The 18,422-nt window shown below is 53.5% G+C and carries 19 protein-coding genes; 18 read left to right on the top strand and 1 reads right to left on the bottom strand.

Features of this window, described 5'->3' with window-relative positions; all coding sequences use genetic code 11:
- The first annotated feature begins 48 nt into the window (after positions 1-48).
- The 18 genes from HY788_01830 (at position 49) to HY788_01745 (ending at position 17,980) form a co-directional block, all read left to right on the top strand.
- Entirely contained in the window at positions 49-597 is a 549-nt protein-coding gene (locus HY788_01830; protein MBI4772916.1) for an RNA polymerase subunit sigma, read from the top strand.
- A 197-nt stretch (positions 598-794) separates the two neighbouring features.
- Positions 795-1,514: a MotA/TolQ/ExbB proton channel family protein gene (locus tag HY788_01825; GenBank protein ID MBI4772915.1), complete on the top strand. Its 720-nt coding sequence runs from the start codon at positions 795-797 to the stop codon at positions 1,512-1,514.
- Positions 1,515-1,551: 37 nt separating this feature from the next.
- Complete coding sequence (tolR, locus tag HY788_01820; GenBank protein MBI4772914.1) at positions 1,552-1,938, top strand: protein TolR; 387 nt, start codon at positions 1,552-1,554, stop codon at positions 1,936-1,938.
- Positions 1,935-2,858: a cell envelope integrity protein TolA gene (gene tolA, locus HY788_01815; protein MBI4772913.1), complete on the top strand. Its 924-nt coding sequence runs from the start codon at positions 1,935-1,937 to the stop codon at positions 2,856-2,858. The genes tolR and tolA overlap by 4 nt, the downstream gene beginning before the upstream one ends.
- A gap of 33 nt (positions 2,859-2,891) precedes the next feature.
- Positions 2,892-4,223, top strand: a complete 1,332-nt coding sequence (gene tolB, locus HY788_01810) for a Tol-Pal system beta propeller repeat protein TolB (GenBank protein ID MBI4772912.1) — start codon at positions 2,892-2,894, stop codon at positions 4,221-4,223.
- Between the two features lie 83 nt (positions 4,224-4,306).
- Positions 4,307-5,014 carry a peptidoglycan-associated lipoprotein Pal gene (gene pal, locus HY788_01805; protein ID MBI4772911.1) on the top strand — a complete coding sequence of 236 codons (708 nt, stop codon included), beginning with the start codon at positions 4,307-4,309 and terminating at the stop codon, positions 5,012-5,014.
- A 69-nt stretch (positions 5,015-5,083) separates the two neighbouring features.
- Positions 5,084-6,088 carry a tol-pal system protein YbgF gene (gene ybgF, locus HY788_01800; GenBank protein ID MBI4772910.1) on the top strand — a complete coding sequence of 335 codons (1,005 nt, stop codon included), beginning with the start codon at positions 5,084-5,086 and terminating at the stop codon, positions 6,086-6,088.
- A gap of 198 nt (positions 6,089-6,286) precedes the next feature.
- On the top strand, positions 6,287-6,478 hold the full coding sequence (locus tag HY788_01795) for a DUF2065 domain-containing protein (GenBank protein ID MBI4772909.1): 192 nt from the start codon (positions 6,287-6,289) through the stop codon (positions 6,476-6,478).
- Positions 6,479-6,552: 74 nt separating this feature from the next.
- Entirely contained in the window at positions 6,553-7,605 is a 1,053-nt protein-coding gene (queA, locus tag HY788_01790) for a tRNA preQ1(34) S-adenosylmethionine ribosyltransferase-isomerase QueA (protein MBI4772908.1), read from the top strand.
- A complete protein-coding gene (tgt, locus tag HY788_01785) occupies positions 7,605-8,723 on the top strand; it encodes a tRNA guanosine(34) transglycosylase Tgt (GenBank protein MBI4772907.1) in 1,119 nt (372 codons plus the stop codon). Before queA ends, tgt begins: the two co-directional genes overlap by 1 nt.
- A gap of 76 nt (positions 8,724-8,799) precedes the next feature.
- Entirely contained in the window at positions 8,800-9,069 is a 270-nt protein-coding gene (yajC, locus tag HY788_01780; protein MBI4772906.1) for a preprotein translocase subunit YajC, read from the top strand.
- Positions 9,070-9,129: 60 nt separating this feature from the next.
- The gene (locus HY788_01775) at positions 9,130-9,378 is read left to right on the top strand and encodes a hypothetical protein (protein ID MBI4772905.1); all 249 of its coding nucleotides are present in this window, start codon (positions 9,130-9,132) and stop codon (positions 9,376-9,378) included.
- Positions 9,368-10,972, top strand: coding sequence for a protein translocase subunit SecD (gene secD, locus HY788_01770; GenBank protein ID MBI4772904.1), 1,605 nt, complete (start codon positions 9,368-9,370; stop codon positions 10,970-10,972). The genes HY788_01775 and secD overlap by 11 nt, the downstream gene beginning before the upstream one ends.
- Positions 10,973-10,984: 12 nt before the next feature.
- Positions 10,985-12,052 carry a protein translocase subunit SecF gene (gene secF / locus HY788_01765; protein ID MBI4772903.1) on the top strand — a complete coding sequence of 356 codons (1,068 nt, stop codon included), beginning with the start codon at positions 10,985-10,987 and terminating at the stop codon, positions 12,050-12,052.
- Between the two features lie 53 nt (positions 12,053-12,105).
- The gene (dprA, locus tag HY788_01760; GenBank protein MBI4772902.1) at positions 12,106-13,242 is read left to right on the top strand and encodes a DNA-protecting protein DprA; all 1,137 of its coding nucleotides are present in this window, start codon (positions 12,106-12,108) and stop codon (positions 13,240-13,242) included.
- A 1-nt stretch (position 13,243) separates the two neighbouring features.
- Entirely contained in the window at positions 13,244-15,634 is a 2,391-nt protein-coding gene (topA, locus tag HY788_01755) for a type I DNA topoisomerase (protein ID MBI4772901.1), read from the top strand.
- A gap of 109 nt (positions 15,635-15,743) precedes the next feature.
- The gene (gene trmFO / locus HY788_01750; GenBank protein MBI4772900.1) at positions 15,744-17,054 is read left to right on the top strand and encodes a methylenetetrahydrofolate--tRNA-(uracil(54)-C(5))-methyltransferase (FADH(2)-oxidizing) TrmFO; all 1,311 of its coding nucleotides are present in this window, start codon (positions 15,744-15,746) and stop codon (positions 17,052-17,054) included.
- Entirely contained in the window at positions 17,051-17,980 is a 930-nt protein-coding gene (locus HY788_01745; GenBank protein ID MBI4772899.1) for a glycosyltransferase family 9 protein, read from the top strand. The genes trmFO and HY788_01745 overlap by 4 nt, the downstream gene beginning before the upstream one ends.
- Here the strand turns inward: HY788_01745 and HY788_01740 are convergent.
- On the bottom strand, positions 17,934-18,404 hold the full coding sequence (locus HY788_01740) for a DUF1285 domain-containing protein (protein ID MBI4772898.1): 471 nt from the start codon (positions 18,402-18,404) through the stop codon (positions 17,934-17,936). The genes HY788_01745 and HY788_01740 overlap by 47 nt on opposite strands.
- Between the last annotated feature and the right edge of the window lie 18 nt (positions 18,405-18,422).

The following is an 18,422-nucleotide window of genomic DNA, read 5'->3' as shown; positions in this document are numbered from 1 at the left end:
TACGCTCACATCAGCGCCTTTCTGGAAAACCCGCTCAAGGTTTGGAACATGTTGACTGAGATGGAAACCCTCGTCTTTAACGCCAAGCCGAACGCTGCACACTATGCACTGGCTGAGCTCGAACAAATCAGTCATTTCAGCTCCGTGATCACTCAGAATGTGGATAATCTTCATCAGGAAGCAGGCAGTAGCATTGTCATCGAGTTTCATGGTAATGGGAAGCGCCTCAGATGTCTGTCCTGCGGAAGCACGGTGGGCAAGTCGCAGGTCGACTTCTCGATTATGCCGCCCCGGTGCGCCTGTGGGGGGCTCCTCAAGCCGGACGTTGTGTTTTTTGGGGAAGCGATACCTGCGGAGGCTTACGAGAAGGCTCAACGTGAGGCCAGATATTGTGACTTGATCTTGGTGATCGGGACTTCGGCAGTGGTGTCTCCTGCCAGTGAGATTCCCTTGGAGGCAAAAAGAGGTGGAGCCTTGGTGGCGGAGATTAATCTGGAGGAGACCGTTTTGACCCGAAGTGTTTCGGATCTTTCTATACACGAGTCGGCAGGCAAGGCGCTTCCGGCTCTGGTCGAGAGCATTCGAAGTGGAATGTAGGCGTTTGTCTTGACGTTGACTTTGCTGCTGCGCGCGAGTATGTTTGGCGACGTTAAATTCTTTTCTAAACGAATCTCTAACTAGTGCGATCGATATACTGAAAACCGGAAGGCCCCTGATCGCACACAAACCGGGTTCTGAGTACTATGATGGGATTTCATCCAGTGTTGCAAACTTCGGCTGGGATTGATGGGGGGATGGATATAGATGTCTTCCAGATGGTAGTCCACGCCGGACCGATGGTCAAATTAGTGCTGTTCTTGTTGCTGTTGTTTTCGGTGATCAGCTGGGGCATTATACTGTTCAAAGCGAAGACGTTAAGGCGCGCATTGATCGAGGACCAGATCTTCCTGGAGCTTTTCTGGGCAGGGGGAAGCCTCGGACACATATACAAAGAAAGCCGCCACCTGGAAAAGAGTCCTCTCGCGGGGCTTTACAGAACCGGCTTTACGGAACTGAGCAAGGTAAGAAAGGATCAGAGCAGGGCGCCCGTCTCTGTTGAAGGGGCGGGAGATTCTCCGAGGAACATAGATTCAGTGGGGATTGAAAACACGCGAAGAGCCTTGTACCGGGCCAAGCTTTCACAGATGACCATCCTCACGCGGTCCCTGAGCTTTCTGGCGACAACGGGCAACGCCACTCCTTTCATAGGTCTATTCGGTACGGTATGGGGGATTATGGCCTCTTTCAGGAGCATCGGGCTTCGGGGTTCGGCGAGTCTGGCCGTGGTGGCTCCCGGCATATCAGAAGCTCTCGTGGCGACGGCCGCCGGCTTAGCCGCGGCGATTCCCGCTGTCATTTTCTTTAATTATTTCAATAGTAAAGTCGGATTACGCGAAGCTGAAATGGATAACTTCACACTTGATTTCCTCAATATTCTCGATCGTGAAGCAGCAAGAAAATCTCAGGAGTTATAGTAGAGAAGCCGTGATCGCAAGCAGCAACAAGAAATTTATGAGCGACATCAACGTCACTCCCCTTGTGGACGTGATGTTGGTTCTTTTGATCATCTTTATGGTGACCGCTCCTATGATGAAACATGGGATGGATGTGAATCTTCCCAAGACTGAGGCAAAAGTGATACCTGGCGAAGACGAGCGCCTGATCATTACTGTTACCACCGACAACAAAGTATATATTGATGACTTCGAAACTGATATGGCCTCTTTCAGAAACAAATTGGAGCATATTTTTCAGACACGCCCCAACAAAGAGGCATTCCTGAGGGCCGACGAGACGATACAATACGGTTTTGTTGCACAGGTGTTGGCGCAGATAAGAGAGGCGGGTGTCACCAAAGTTGGAATGATAACTGAGCCGTATACGACGAAGAAAAAATGAAGTTATCTGCTCAACTCTATCCGGAACTGGAGAAGGAGCGAATCCTTAAATGGATGATCGCCCTCTCGTTCGGTCTGCACGTGGTTCTGTTTGCCTCGATATTGTTTCTACCGGGTTTGCAGCCGAGCCGGGAACCCTTTACTCCCGCTTATACTGTGGATCTGGTGAGCATGGCCGGTTTCAAAGGCGAACTGCCGGGCCCAAAGGCTTCAGCCGAAAAGCCCATAAAGACAATTGTTCCGTTGACCAAGGCTCGCAAGATAGCGGTAGCGTCCGCTCCGGAACCCGCCGTCGTCGATAAGCCGGAGGCTATTCCGATTCTGAAGCCAAAGGATGTCAGCAAAGCCAAAGTTAAACCTGCGCCCGCCATCGATAATGTGGACGATGCTGTTGAGAAGCTCCAGAAGGAGAAAGAGGCTCGCGCCAAGGTTGAGAAACAGACGGTTGAGAAACAGAAGGCTGAGAAACAGACGGTTTCCCGAGAAAAGGAACTCCAGAAGGCATTACAAGATATTTCCGCCAAGGTGCAGTCGCGTACGGAAGCCGTCGTTGATGAGGGGGCTGAACAGGGGGCTGAACAGGGGGAAGAGGGGAATGGAGGCTTGGGAACGGCCGACGTAGGTCTGCGGCTGCAAATATACAAAACGAATATATGGAACAAGGTGCGCAGTAACTGGTCCTACCCGGACATCATGTCCGGTGGATTTGGACCGGAGGCCTTGGTCATGGTGAAAGTTCAGAGGGACGGAAGCATCGTTGGTTTTCGGCTTGTCAAGCCGTCCGGCGATCAATTATTTGACCAGTCTGTGCTTCGCGCGGTACAACACTCGAACCCTTTCCCCCCTTTCCCTGATGGGTACGTGAAATCGTACGAGGAAATCGAACTGCGGTTCAGTCTGGCCGACTTGAGAAGAGGTTAGTGGATGCCGGTGTATAGAAGGAAAAGAATTTTGATGAGAAAACTGAAAGTGTTAATTTCATGCCCTGCTTGGCTAGTGTTGCTTTTTGTCTGCTCCGCGTTGAGCGCAGCCCCGGCATACGCATTGATCCGTATTGATATCAACTCTCCGGGACTCACAAAGTATCCGATAGCGATTCCCCCGTTCAAGGCTCTCGGTGAATCGAAGGAAGAGCTGAAATTCTCTAAAGAACTGTCTCAACTCCTGTCGGACGACCTTGCGTACACCGGATATTTTCAAATACTGGGAACTGATTCCACCCTGCAGGATCTTTCACTGACGGGTGTTACCGAGAAAGACATCCAATTCCGGGCATGGTCGATCATCGGCGCGGAAGTATTGGTCACGGGCGGCATATCGGTGTCCGGCGATGAAATATCCTTGCAGTTGAGGCTTTTCGACGTCCTTCGAGGGGAGCGTCTTTTAGGAAAGAAGTATTCCGGGCCCTCAGCCACCCGAGAGCGCATGATCCGCCGTTTCGGGAACGAGATCATCAAAGCGCTTACGGGCTTCGAGGGGGCTTTGGGGACAAGAATCGCTTTTGTGCAGGGGGAGGGAAAAGTCAAAGACATCTTCGCGGTGGATTTCGACGGACGCAACATCGAGCGGGTCACTTCCTACAATTCACTGACGCTCACCCCTCGTTGGTCTCCGAAGGGAGACCAACTGGCGTTCACTTCCTATAAGAATGGAAACCCTGAGGTTTTCGTAAAACGGATGGACACCAATACGTTGAAGTTGATTTCCAGTGGCGCTGGATTGAACATAGCCCCCGCTTGGTCCCCGGACGGTAGAACGTTGGCCGTTACTTTAAGCAAGAAGGGGCGGGAGAATATTTTCCTGATGGATCTGAACGGAAGAGTGGTTTCAACCATAACGGATCGTTGGGGAATCAATGTGTCTACCACCTGGTGCCCGGACGGGAAGAAAGTGGCTTTCGTGTCCAATCGTGCCGGTTCTCCTCAGATTTACATGAAAGACCTTGGCAACGGCGACACGAGACTCATGACCGTGGAAGGCAAGCGCAATCTGGATCCGTCTTGGTCTCCCAGAGGGGATCGTATCGCCTTTACGCGGTCCCTAAACGGGGATTTTCACGTATTCAGCATGGACTGCAACGGTGGAGATGTCCAACGCTTAACCTATGCCGGGGGATTGAACATGTCGCCTACCTGGTCTCCGGATGGGACCATGATTGCGTTCTCATCCGACAGGGCGGGGGATCTTGCCATTCATGTGATGAACGCGAACGGATCGAATCAAAGACGGCTCACCTTCATGAAAGGTACGCAGGAGAGTCCGTCATGGTCGCCCGTTCATGATTAAGATAGACCAGTTTTATTGGAATGCGTGTTAGCGTTAATTTCTTGTGGAGATCGATTGTTCAGTAAGTCTGAAAGGAGGAGCCGATGGGACGTAAAGGTTTGTGTGTATGGGTATCCATTTTTGTGTTCGCCATGAGTTTGACGTTGCTTGGATCGTGCGCCAAAGAGGCTTTCAAGGAGACGCCGGGCGCGCCCCAAATGAAAGAGAAGCCCTATTCGGAAATGGAGAAGGAAGGAGAAGCTGCATCGCCTTCTGCTATGGGAGCAGCCGAAGGTGAGGTGAAGGAACAGGCGGAGATGACGGAAGCCGAACGTGAAGCGGCCATGCGTGAACAAGCTCTGCGAGAGCAACAGGAACGCGAGCGCATGGAGCGCGAACAACGGGAGCAGATGGAAAAGGAGCGCATGGAGCGGCAGCGACAGGCCAAAGGGGCGGAGACTACGGCCGAAACGCGTCAGAAGTTCGAGGCTCAATCCATCTACTTTGATTTCGATTCAGCGGTTCTGACTGAAAAGGGGAAGGAGACACTCCAGGCGAAATCCGCGTTTCTAATGGAGAACAGCAATAAGAATGTCCTTATCGAAGGGCATTGTGATGAACGGGGAAGCGTGGAGTATAACTTGGCCCTCGGTCAAAGGAGAGCTGAGAGTGCTCAGCGTTATTTGGTGCTTCTCGGTGTAAACGCGAACCGGATTCGAACCATCAGTTACGGGAAGGAACGGCCGGCGGACTCGCGTCATAGCGAAGAGGCCTGGGCAAAAAACAGACGGGATGAGTTTATACTGGAATAGATCAACTGATCGGCAGTCGACGGGCTATATGTCGGCCTCCGTGCAATAGGAGCGACGGCGATCGTTATTATGTTGAAACCGCGACTAAAAATAGGGCTGTTGGTGGTGAGCCTGGGCATGTTGAGCGGCTGCATGGTCACGTTCCAGGATCTGTATGGTGTCCGCGATTCTCTTCAGACACAGATCAGTTCTATAGAGACGGACCTGGACCAAATCCGGAACGGGGAGACGCAAAAACAGTCAACCGAAGTGGAGAAAGCCAAAGCGATGCGAGTCGAGGTTGACGTTTTGCGTACCATGCTCGCCGACCTCACCACTAGTATGGAGCAATTGAAATCGGACTTGAATGAGGTTCGTGGCCGTCAAGCCGACCTCGGCGCGGAACTGGAAGGTATCCGATCGCAAGGTCGGCTTGATTCGGGGGATATGGAGAAGAAAGTGCTGCTTCTTGAGCGCGAACTCACGGAGAAGGATCGCATTATAGATCCTTCCCGAATCGATCGGCTCGAATCGGAAGCCGACGGGATTAGAAGACGGATCGAAACGATTGAGGCTACTCTCGGCGCGACTGGGAAAGAAAAACAGCAGCCGCAGCCGCCCGTGGCCCCAAAAGCGCCGCCTGTGGAGACGGAACCGCCCAAACCGCAAGCTTCCGCGCCTGAGCCCCCCGCTCCTCAGGCCTCGGAAGAAGCGGTTGCCACGGATCCGGATCAACTGTACAAGGCCGCGACGGCCGCGTACAAGAAGGGGCAGTACTCAAAATCACGAACCTTGTTTGCCGAGTTCACTGGAAAATATCCCAATCATCCCATTGCGGACAACGCCCAATTCTGGGTGGGAGAAACCTATTATAAGGAGGGTAAATTCGAGGACGCCATCCTTGAATATCAGAAAGTCATTCAGCGTTACGGCACTGGAAACAAGGTGCCGGACGCACTTCTTAAGCAGGCTCTCTCATTCAAACAGCTTGGCGACAAGACCAGTGCAAAGATCCTGCTTCAGAAACTGATTAAGGATCATTCGGAGAGCGGTCAAGCGCAGGTCGCTTTTGGTGAACTGAGGAAAATGGAGTAGAGGGACGAGGCGGAGCCGTGGCGGCTTTCGACGATCTTTCCCCTATTTAGGGCTCTGGCGTGGGACCCGGCTCATGGCAATGCTTTAGGACTTTCCATACGTCATCCCTTCATCCGTTCCGAGGATGGGCCGATGGTCCGACGCGCACCGGTTATTAAAACCGGTCGATTCGATCGGATGAACGGAAAGGACCCAGGAATGAACCGCTTCTTTCTCTGTGCACTAGGACTGATGCTGATATTCGAAGGACTGCCTTATTTTGCCTTTCCGGAAAGACTCAAGACGTGGCTCCGGAAAGTCTCCGAAATGGAACCCGGCATCCTGCGTCTACTCGGTTTGTTGTCCATCGCGTTGGGCGCTCTCCTCGTATATGTCAATCGACCCTCCTGAGCATTTCCTTCCACTTGTTGAAATAATGAATTGACTATTGGCCGCCTTTCTGATTAAGTTGCCGAAATTTTGAAATGACCGTTCTTCATCAACTCGACCTTTACGACTACTGCTTGCCGCCCGAGCAGATCGCCCAAGAACCGGCGCCCGAGCGAGACCTGTCGCGTCTGATGGTCCTGGAACGGGTCACGAAGACGTGGCTTCATACGGGTTTCTCAGACTTGACGGATTTTTTGAAACCCGGGGATCTACTGGTGGTCAATGACAGCAGAGTCATACCGGCCAGGCTCTTTGGAATCAAGGAGACGTCCGGACACGTTGAGATGCTTCTTGTGCGGGAACTCGAGCGCATTTCCGAAAGAGCCCGTTGTTGGGAATGTATTTTAAGACCTGCCAGGAGCATTCGTTCGGGACACCGCATCCAGATCGGTGAAGAGTGTTCGGGTGTGGTTCGGGAGAAGTTGGAGCGGGGTCGCTTTATCATCGATTTCGAATGCCGTCGCATGTTCGAGGATTGGCTGGAGGATGCCGGGCATATTCCTCTGCCTCCTTACATCCGCAGACGGGCTAACGAGTCGGACAGGGATCGATATCAGACCGTCTACGCCAAACATGACGGCTCGGTGGCCGCTCCTACGGCCGGCCTTCACTTTACGGACAGCATCATCGACAGGATCCGTGAAAATGGGATTGAGCTGGCATCGCTTACGCTGCACGTAGGACTGGGCACCTTCCTACCGGTAGAAGCGAACGACATCCGTGATCATAGGATTCACTCCGAGAGCGTGTTCATACCTGAAAAGACGGCCGATTTGATCCACCGGACCCGGAAGTGCGGGGGGCGTGTTGTGGCCGTGGGCACGACGACCGTTCGAGCGTTGGAGTCCGCCGCCGAAAAAGACGGCAGTTTGAAGACCGGCCTTTTTGAGTGTGACTTGTATATATATCCGGGCTTCGTTTTTCGCGTTGTGGATGCGATGCTTACAAATTTTCATCTACCGAAGTCGTCGTTGCTTTTTTTGTGTGCCGCTTTCGCGGGGATTCCGTTTTTGCTGGACGCGTACAATGAAGCTGTGAGACAGAAGTACCGGTTCTACTCATACGGCGACGCGATGTTCATTGTTTAATGTATTCATTCGAAATTAGAGCAAGGGACACGAACAGCCGGGCCAGAGTCGGCCGGATGACCACCGGACATGGAGTGATCGACACGCCGGTATTTATGCCGGTGGGAACGCGCGCGACCGTGAAGGCTCTTTCGCCCGAAGATCTGGAATCGTCGGGCGCGGAAGTGATTCTGGCGAACGCCTATCACCTGTATCTTCGTCCCGGGCACAAATTGATTGGTAAACTCGGCGGGCTCCACAAGTTCATGTCGTGGAAGGGGAGCATCCTAACGGATAGCGGAGGGTTTCAGATTTACAGCCTCAGTCCGCTTCGGAAAATTGATACGCAGGGGGTGACGTTCCGCTCGCATCTCGATGGTTCTCTTCACTACTTGACCCCTGCACTCGCGATGGAAGTCCAGGAAGCGCTGGGAGTGGATATCATCATGTGCCTGGACGAGTGCATTCCGTTCCCTTCGGATCGCTCCTACACCAGGCAATCGGCGATTCTGACCAGAGAGTGGGCCAAGGCGTGCAAGATCAGCCGCCGTAACGAGGATCAGGCGCTTTTCGGGATCGTCCAGGGCGGCATGTACGAGGATTTGAGGAGAGAAAGCGCGCTGGAGATTTCAGAGATCGATTTCGACGGTTATGCCATCGGCGGACTCAGCGTCGGCGAAAGTAAGGAAATGTTGCTGGAGATGGCCCATGCGGCCCTGGTCGTTCTACCGGAAGATCGACCCAGATACGTCATGGGTGTGGGGACTCCGGAGGACATTCTTTCTTGCGTCGAGATGGGTGTGGACATGTTCGATTGTGTACTGCCCACACGCAATGCAAGAAACGGCACTCTAACTACATCGGAAGGCAAAGTCGTTATAAAGAATGCACGTTACGCCGAAGATGATCGGCCCTTGGACCCTGAGTGTGGATGTTATACATGCCGGAATTTCAGCAGGGCCTATCTTCGTCACTTGTTCATGGCAAAGGAAATACTGGTTTACCGGTTAAACACCATACATAATATCTATTTTTACATTCAACTGATGCGAAGAATACGTGACTCCATCCATAACAATTCGTTCGTCCAATTCAAGATGGAGTTCCTGGAAAAGATAAACCGGAACGGAGGTGACTGATTTGCTTACATTGGCATGGGCTGCAGAAGGTACAGGGACGGGGTCTGGATTTACGGCGTTTATACCCTTGATCTTAATGTTTGCCATTTTCTATTTTCTCCTGATTCGCCCTCAACAGAAGAAACAAAAGCAACATCGTTCGATGCTTTCAAACCTCAGACGAGGGGATAATGTTGTTACGCAGGGGGGGATTCACGGGAAGGTAACCGGGCTCACGGATACGATTGCTACCGTTGAGATCGCCCCGGGGGTTCGTGTTCGCGTCGGCCGCGGAGCTATCTCCACTATCAATACGCCTCAACAACCGGCTCCCGCTCCAAAAGAAAAAGGCAAGGAAGAGAAGTAGGGAACCGAGCGGCATGGCGGAAGCCCCGTTGCGGTGTTGCTCCCGGCGGAGGCCGGCTTGATGCCCGAGGCCTTTCGAGTGGTGTCGGCCTTCGGGCGCTCATCGGAACGTTCCGAATCCATTCTATGGGTGAGTTCGGTGTGCGCGGGTGACGGAAGCGCATCGTTGAAATCGTCCATTACGACTCTGACGGTGTTTTCGTATTCAGGTGTTCTTATGGCGCATTCCCTCGACCCAGGAGTGTGGTTGCATCGCGAGGCTGAGTTCATCGGTTTGCAGCGGCAGAAAGGAGCTTTGAGTGAAAGGTAAGCTGGGTTGGAGAGCAATTCTGGTTCTGGCCGTGCTGGTCGCGTCTGTGGTCTATCTTGTGCCCTCGATATCGGGGAACCTTCCGCTGTGGTGGAGCAATGTGCTTCCCAAAGACAAGGTCCAGTTGGGATTGGATCTCCAGGGAGGCATGCACCTGATCCTGGAGGTCGAATCCGAGAAGGCGGTGGAAACCCAGTTGGGGATCTTCGCCGATGATATAAAGCGGGCGCTCAGAGAGGAGCGCGTATGGATAGCGGGAGACAAGGTTCAGACTTCGGCCGGAGCGATGGAACTGGTGCTGAAGAACGAAGAAGACATAGAAAAGTTGAAGGAATTCTTAGAAAAGAATTATCCTGAATTCTCCATCGAAGAGACACGGAAGGACGATTCCGGCGTCGTGGTGACCCTGGCCATGAGTGCGGACGAACAAAAGAGGATCAGGCAGTTCGCCACGTCACAGGCATTGGAGACCATTCGGAACAGAGTAGATCAGTTCGGCGTGAGCGAACCGGATATACGGCCGCAAGGGGAAGACCGTCTCCTGATCCAATTGCCCGGAATCAGTGATACGGACCGCGCCCTGAAACTTATCGGCAAAACCGCACTCCTGGAATTTAAGTTGGTGGACGATATGGGGGACTTGCCGGCCGCGGAAAAAGGAGACGTGCCTCCGGGCGATGAGTTGCTTTATGAGGTTCGGGAGAACCGTGAAACGGGAAGAGTCACCAAAACGCCGGTTCTCGTGGAACGAAGGTCGCTTCTCACGGGACAGTACGTGAGCGACGCCCGTGTTCAAATCGACAACCAGTTTAACGAGCCTTATGTCACACTCAAATTCAATGCCAAGGGAGCGCGTCTTTTTGAACGGGTTACCGGAGAAAATGTTAAACGGCGCCTGGCGATCATCCTCGATGGAGTAGTCAACTCGGCGCCCGTGATACAAGAGAAAATACCCGGCGGAACCGCTCGCATTACAGGGAATTTCACTATGGAAGAAGCTCGCGACTTGGCCATTGTGCTAAGGGCGGGCGCTTTGCCGGCTCCCGTAAAGGTCCTGGAAGAGCGGACGGTGGGTCCTTCGCTTGGCAAGGATTCGATCCGTAAAGGGTTCATTTCCATGATCGTGGGAGGTCTCGTCGTGATCCTGGTGATGGCTGTGTACTATCAAATCGGAGGCCTCATCGCGGACGCTGCGCTTCTGTTGAACATCGTGCTTATCATGGCGGCGCTGGCGGCGTTCGGGGCTACTTTGACGCTTCCGGGAATGGCCGGCATCATCTTGACCATTGGTATGGCGGTAGACGCCAATGTGCTGATTTTCGAGCGGATCCGGGAGGAAACGCGACTCGGCAAAACGCCGCGCGCTGCCGTAGAGGCGGGATTCGGCAGAGCATTGGTCACCATTATAGACTCAAACGTGACCACTCTTATAGCCGCGCTGGTGCTGTTTCAATTCGGTACCGGTCCTGTAAAAGGATTTGCGGTGACCCTGAGTATCGGCATCGTCGCAAGTGTGTTCACGGCCGTTTTCGTATCCCGTTTGGTCTTCGACTATCTGTTGCTGAGAGTTCGTGTGAAACGGATCCCTGTGTGACAAGGAGCGCTCATGGAATTGATCAAACCGAACATTAACTTGGATTTCGTCGGAAATCGTAAATACGCCTACATTCTGTCCGGGTCGTTGATTCTGTTGACCATTGTTTTTCTGATCGTGCGGGGTGGTCCCAACTTCGGCATCGATTTCGCCGGCGGCATTCTCGTTCAGGTCAAATTCAATAAGGAAACCTCCACCGGTCAAGTGAGGAACGCGCTCGAATCGGCGAGCATCGAAAACACTACGGTTCAGGATTTTAGTACGGAGGAAGGGTCCGAATATCTTGTTCGCATCGAGCAGGAAGGGGTCGATGTTACCGAATTCAAAGATCGGATTCAGACTGCCTTCAAGAAGACTTTTGGCGAGGGCGCCTTCGAAGTCAGACGCGTCGAGATGGTCGGGCCGAAAGTCGGCAAGGACTTAAGGCAAAAAGCACTTTTCGCCGTGTTTTACGCCATACTTTTCATTGCAATCTACATTTCCGGACGCTTTGAATTGAAATGGCTGATGAGTATCATAATGGCCGGAGCGCTGCTTGTTGCGGTGTATCTGGCTTCCCTGATAAACATCAGCGTCGTTTGGCTCATCGTAATCGCGCTGATCGTCACGTTGGGCCTCTGTTGGGTTCTCAGGCTGCGATATGCCCTCGGGGCCGTAGTGGCTCTGATTCACGACGTAATCATAACGGTCGGAGCGTTTTCCTTTTTCAATAAGGAAATTACCTTGCCCATTGTAGCCGCCCTTCTTACGATCATCGGCTACTCGCTCAACGATACCATCATCGTGTTCGACAGAATTCGGGAAAACCTTAGAAAAGGTCGTCGGACCGATTTCTCGAAAACCATCAATTCCAGTATTAACGAAACCCTTTCAAGGACGATACTGACTTCGGGCACCACGTTGGTTGTCGTAGTGTCGCTTTTCATATTGGGCGGCGGCGTCATACATGACTTCGCATTCGCTTTGCTGGTTGGAATCGTGGTGGGTACGTATTCATCGATATATGTGGCCAGTCCGATCTTGCTGGCGCTGCCTGCGGCTGATGAAAAGGGCGGCATGGTGTCGAAGCGCAAAAGATAACTTGAGAGGCCATCTTTCACGAACGGAGCATTCGAGCCCGAACAATAACTTTCATGGTCCCGTCCCCTTCATCTACGGAAGACCTGATCTGCTGTTTGGCGCTGTTCTTTACTCCCAGACTGGGAGACGTTACGTACAAACGGTTAATGAATCGGTTTGGCGCACCCTCGATCGTTTTCCAGGCTTCGGATTCGGAGCTGCGCGCGGTTAAAGGGATGCGCCCCGAAATCATACAGGGAATGAGGCAATCCCTGAAAAGCGGGCGGATTGCGCGCGAAGTGAAGCTAGCGTCTTCCCTGGGTATCGAGATCATCGGTTATCATGATGAACGCTACCCATCGCTTCTGAAAGAGATTTATGATCCTCCTCAGGTCCTCTATGTCAAAGGGAGCCTGGTTCCGGACGACGAGTGCGCGGTTGCCGTTGTAGGCACCAGAACTCCAAGCTCGTATGGACTGGATATCACACGAAGCATTTGTTCGGGTTTGGCGGAACGAGGCGTAACGGTAGTCAGCGGATTGGCTCGCGGGATAGACGGAATGGCTCATCGTTCCGCTCTCGACCACGGGGGACGAACCGTTGCCGTACTTGGATGTGGCTGCAACGTGATATATCCGCCCGAGCACAGCGCTCTCTTTGCGGACATTGCCGGATGCGGGGCGGTAATCAGTGAATTCCCCTTCGACACCGAGCCCATGGGAATGAATTTTCCCAAACGAAATAGAATCATCAGCGGTTTGACATTAGGAACGGTTGTGGTAGAGGCCGCTGAAAGAAGCGGCTCTTTAATTACGGCGCAGATGGCTCTCGATCAGAATCGCGAAGTGTTCGCCGTTCCCGGTTCCACCCGGTCGGCGCGGAGCCGGGGAACCAACCGTCTGATCAAGTCCGGCGCCAAACTGGTTGAGTCCGCGGAAGACATCCTCGAGGACCTGAACAACAGGCGGATTGTCAACCCACGCCAGATGGAATTCACGTGGGACACCTCCCGATCGACCGGGGTCCCTGTCGAGATGTCCGAACAAGAACGGCTCATTCTGAAGATGATCGACTTCGATCCGGTTCATGTAGACGAAATCCTCCGAGCAACCGGGCTCGCTCCGGGAGACATGGCGGCCGGGTTGCTCTCGCTGGAACTCAAGGGCCTCATCGAGGAAGTTCCGGGAAATCTCTATTCGAGGAAAAAATAGCATGGCGAAATCTCTCTTGGTCGTGGAATCACCAACAAAAGCAGCCACCATCAAGAAAATATTGGGGCCCGAATTCGACGTTCAAGCCACGGTAGGCCACATTCTGGATCTGCCGCACAACGAACTGGGCGTCGATGTCGAAAAAGGATTCACTCCCAGCTACAAGGTAATCTCCGGAAAAGAGAAAGTGATCAAGGAACTCAAGAAGGCCGCTCAAAAGGCGGACGCCGTCTATCTTGCAGCGGACCCGGATCGCGAGGGTGAGGCCATCGCGTGGCACATAGCCGAGAGTCTGGGAAAGAAGGATCGAGTCTACCGAGTGCTCTTCCACGAACTCACCCGTCATGGGATCAGCCAGGCCATGGAAAGTCCAGGAACGTTGGACCGTAAGAAATACGAGTCCCAGGTAGCGCGTCGCGTTTTGGATCGCCTGGTGGGCTATCAGATCAGTCCCATTCTCTGGAAGAAGGTTCGGAGCGGATTAAGCGCCGGTCGTGTCCAATCCGTAGCCTTGAGGCTCATTGTGGAGCGTGAGAGAGAGATTCAGGCGTTCGTTCCGGAGGAATATTGGACCATTCTGGCCCGGCTGGATGCCAAGGTTCCTCCTGAAATCGAAGCCCGTCTGCTCAAATTCAAGAATAAAGCCATCAAGATACCCAATAAGGAAGAAGCAGACGAGATCCTCGCCTCGCTCAAAGGTGTGGAGTTTCATGTTAAGGACATTTCCAAGAAAGCACAAAGCCGCAAACCCGTTCCTCCATTCACGACAAGTACGCTTCAGCAGGAGGGCGTGCGAAAGCTTCGCTTCACCACAAAAAGGACGAACATGTTGGCTCAACGCCTTTACGAGGGAGTCGAGTTGGGGAATGAGGGACAAGTCGGGCTGGTAACTTACATCAGAACGGATTCGACCCGGCTGGCCCCGGAGGCTCAAAAGGAAGCAAATCGACTCATCAGGGAACGATACGGCAACGACTATGCCCCTGCCAAGCCCCCTGTTTACAAGAATCGCAAACACTCGCAGGATGCGCACGAAGCCGTCCGACCCACCGATCCTTGGAGAACGCCTGATGACGTCCAGCCCTTTCTGGAGCCGGATTTGTTTAAGTTATACGAGCTGATCTGGAAGCGGTTTGTGGCAAGCCAGATGCAACCGGCCGAGATCGACTTGACGGCTATCGACATTTCGGCAGGCGACTACATCTTCCGCGCCACTGGATCGGTCGTTCGATTTCCGGGTTTTATGGCGGTTTACACCGAAAGTACCGAAGACAAGCCCGAAAATGCCGCTGACCATCTGTTGCCCGGCGTGGAAGCAGGGGAGAAACTCAAATTTAAAGCCTTCGTTCCCTCCCAGCATTTCACCAAACCGCCGTCACGCTTCAGCGAGGCTTCATTGGTGAAGGAACTGGAAGAAAAAGGAATAGGGCGACCAAGCACCTATGCCGCCATTCTGTCCAACATCCAGGATCGATCGTACGCTTTAAGGGAAAAAGGCAAATTCCATCCCACGGAGTTGGGATATGTCGTCAATGACCTGCTGGTATCCAGTTTTCCGGACATTATGGACGTTCGATTCACTGCTCAGATGGAGGAACAACTGGATGATGTGGAAGAAGGCAAAGTGGAATGGGTGCAAATCCTCGAGTCGTTTTACAGTCCTTTTTCCAAGGAACTCGAGATCGCTCAAAAGGAAATGAGAAAAGGAGTTCCTACCGGCATCAAGTGCGAGAAATGCGGGAATGAGATGGAAATCAGGATCGGAAAAGCGGGACCTTTTCTCGCTTGTCCGGGATTCCCCGACTGTAAGAACACCAAGAACTTTCAACGGAACGAAAGGGGAGAGGTGGTCGTTCTCGACGAAGAAAAGGTCGAAATAGCGGAGAGATGCCCCAAATGCGGGAGCGAAATGACGCTGAAAAGAGGCCGCTATGGGGCCTTCATCGCTTGCACCAGCTACCCGGACTGCAAATCGACCATGCCTTATGGGAACCAGGGCGCGCCACAAGCTCAACCTCCGGAAGAAACAGACGAAGTGTGCGAGAAGTGCGGCTCGAAAATGCTGATCAAGACCAGCCGGTTCGGTGGAAAATTTCTTGCGTGTTCCAATTATCCGGCCTGCAAGAATGCCAAACCGATCGGATTGGGCATTTCATGTCCGCAAGACGGGTGCAACGGAGAGCTGACCGAACGAAAATCCAAAAGGGGCGTCTTCTACGGATGTACAAACTATCCCACATGCAAGTTCGCCACCTGGAATAAGCCGATCGCAGAGCAGTGTCCGCAATGCGGCGCTCCCTTTTTGATCGAGAAGTTCTCGAAAAAGAAGGGGGCCTATCTGGCTTGTCCCAAAAAAGAGTGCGGTTTCACCCGAGAGATCGCAAGCGAATGATGGGCGTGAGTCGCAATTCGTCCGGCTTGGAATTCGATATTCTACTCGATGTGTATCACCTGTCTGGGACAGAGTCGATGCGGGAAAGCCGCTCCTCTTCGGGATCGTGATGGTTCCTGAAAAATCGCTGACCATCGTGGGCGGGGGGCTGGCCGGATCTGAAGCTGCCTGGCAGGCGGCGAACCGGGGTGTGCCGGTTCGCTTGTTCGAAATGAAACCCTGCCGGTTTTCCCCTGCTCACGAATCCCCCGATCTTGCCGAACTGGTTTGTTCGAACTCGCTACGCTCCAATGAACTCACCTCTGCCGTGGGACTGTTAAAGGAAGAAATGCGGCGTTTGGGGTCTTTGATCATGGCCGTTGCCGAGCAGACCCAAGTTCCTGCCGGGAAATCTCTGGCGGTAGATCGTCACCGGTTCAGTTCGGAAGTGACGAAATCCATTCAGTCGCATCCCAATGTGACCCTGATTCGAGAAGAAGTCGGCGACCTGGATGTGGAGGCACCTTCCATCATTGCCACCGGCCCCCTGTCTTCGGCGGCCATGACTCAACTTCTAGGCAGACTGACCGACTCCGGCGATCTTTATTTCTATGACGCAATTGCGCCGATCGTGTATGCGGAATCCATCGACAAAAGAATCGCGTTCATGGCCTCTCGGTATCAGGACGGGGAGGGCGACTATCTGAACTGCCCGTTTGATGAGGAGCAGTATCAGGTCTTTTACGAGGCTCTGATGAAGGCGGAACAGACCCCGCTTCGCGCTTTCGAGGAACCGCAGTTTTTCGAAGGTTGTCTGCCCATCGAGGTGCTGGCTTCCCGCGGCGATAAGACCTTGCTTTTCGGTCCGATGAAGCCGGTGGGCCTGAAAGATCCGGCAACAGGCAAACGACCCTTCGCGGTGGTGCAGCTTCGTAAGGAAAATCTCGAGGGAACCTTGTACAATATGGTCGGCTTTCAGACCAGACTCAGACGTCCGGCACAGGAGCGCGTGTTCAGAATGATACCGGCTCTGGCGGATGCGCGATTTGCCCGGTTCGGAAGCGTGCACCGTAACACGTTCGTTAACGGTCCCAAATGGCTGAAGCCGACCTTGCAGCTCAAGAACCACCCCAACATACTACTGGCCGGGCAGATTACAGGAGTGGAAGGGTACGTTGAATCCACGGCCATGGGTTTGCTCGCCGGTATCAACGGAGCGCGTCTTCTTCAAGGCCTCCCCCTCGTTGTTCCGCCTCCCGAATCGGCGCTGGGGGCTTTGGTATGTCATATCAGCGCCTCGGTCTCGAAAAACTTTCAGCCCATGAACGTGAATTTCGGCTTGTTCCCTCCCCCAGCCAAACGAATTCCCAAGAAACATCGACGTGACGCTTACGTCGACCGGGCATTGCAGGAACTGACGGCCTGGACGCAGCAGCTATGAAGCCTGGCGGCATCCTCGTCCTCCATCAGGGAGCTTTGGGGGACTGGATCCTTTCCATACCCGCGTTTCGATCCATCCGACAACATCATCCGAACCAAATCGCCAGGATGGCGATACATTCATTCTTGATTCCTCTGCTTAAATGCTCCGATCGATCCTACGAGGGGATATCGAACGATGACGGCCGCATCCTGGACCTGTGGCGGGAGAACGAGCGCCCGCCGGGCCGAATCGGTACACTCGGTGCGGCGTATGTTTTTGGAAGGAAACGGGATCCGGTTCTTTTCAAAAACCTCGGCCGGATTTGCGGAGAGGAACCGAAGTTTCTGCCCACGTTTCCCCAACCGCACACGTCCGTTCACGTTGTGGAGTTCCAAGGAAGGGTGTTGCAGACACTGAATCTCCGTGCGGCCGGCCCGATGTCCCGTCTGCATCCCCCGGAAGAGGCGTTACGGGAGGCAAGGAGCGCGCTCCGCCGGCTCGGAGTTGGTGAATCCCCCATCGCGGTGCATCCGGGTAGCGGCAGCAAGATCAAGAATTGGTCCATACAATGTTTCAAGAAGCTGATTCGGTATGTATCAAGCAATCTAACCGTTCCCGTCGTCCTTCTGTTGGGTCCCGCGGATGAAGATCTGGTCCCTGAAACGGCGGGCCTGCCTTGCCTCACCGGTTTGCCTTTGGACACACTTGCGGCCGTGCTGAAGATCTCCCGAGGTTACATCGGGAACGATTCAGGCGTGACGCATCTGGCGGCGGCTACGGGAACGCCCACCTTGGCGCTGTTCGGTCCCACGGATCCCCATGTCTGGGGTCCAATAGGAGAACACGTAAGCATACTGCGCGACGGACCCCAAATGGAAGATTTGGCGTACGAGAGCGTCAGGATGCGGGCAGAAGCGTTTTTCTTCGACCGTCCACATCGATGAAATAGGTCCCCGAGGTCTCGTCATACTGCAGTAGCTTCATCAGCTGGTAGTAGGCGGGACGGAGAAATCGAGCGGGCATGGCTCCCTGACGAACTTTGGCGTACAGCACGTTCTCGGAGCCGATCCAAAGGGAATCCAGATCCAATTCTTCCCGGGTCTCGTCACTGAGAACGAGAATGACCTTCCGGCGTTCACCTTCGGACGGCCGTTCAACACTGCGCACCACGATCGGTGTATCCTCTACGTCTACTTCGCAAAGCTTTCCGTCCCACTGAATCACACAACGGCCGTGCTCGTCCATGAACAGGTTTCTATAAAAGTCCAAGATGAACGGCTTGTGGACCATCGGGGCGCCCTTATGGTACCAGTTTCCTTCCTTATCTATAAATATTAAACACTTAGGAATCGGTTCGACGTTCTGCATAGGTAACCTCGTCATAAG

The sequence above is a fragment of the Deltaproteobacteria bacterium genome, from assembly GCA_016208165.1.
Classification (GTDB): Bacteria; Desulfobacterota; Desulfarculia; order JACQYL01; family JACQYL01; genus JACQYL01.
Note: the sequence above shows the minus strand (reverse complement) of the source record. Positions and strands in the feature narration are given on the sequence as shown.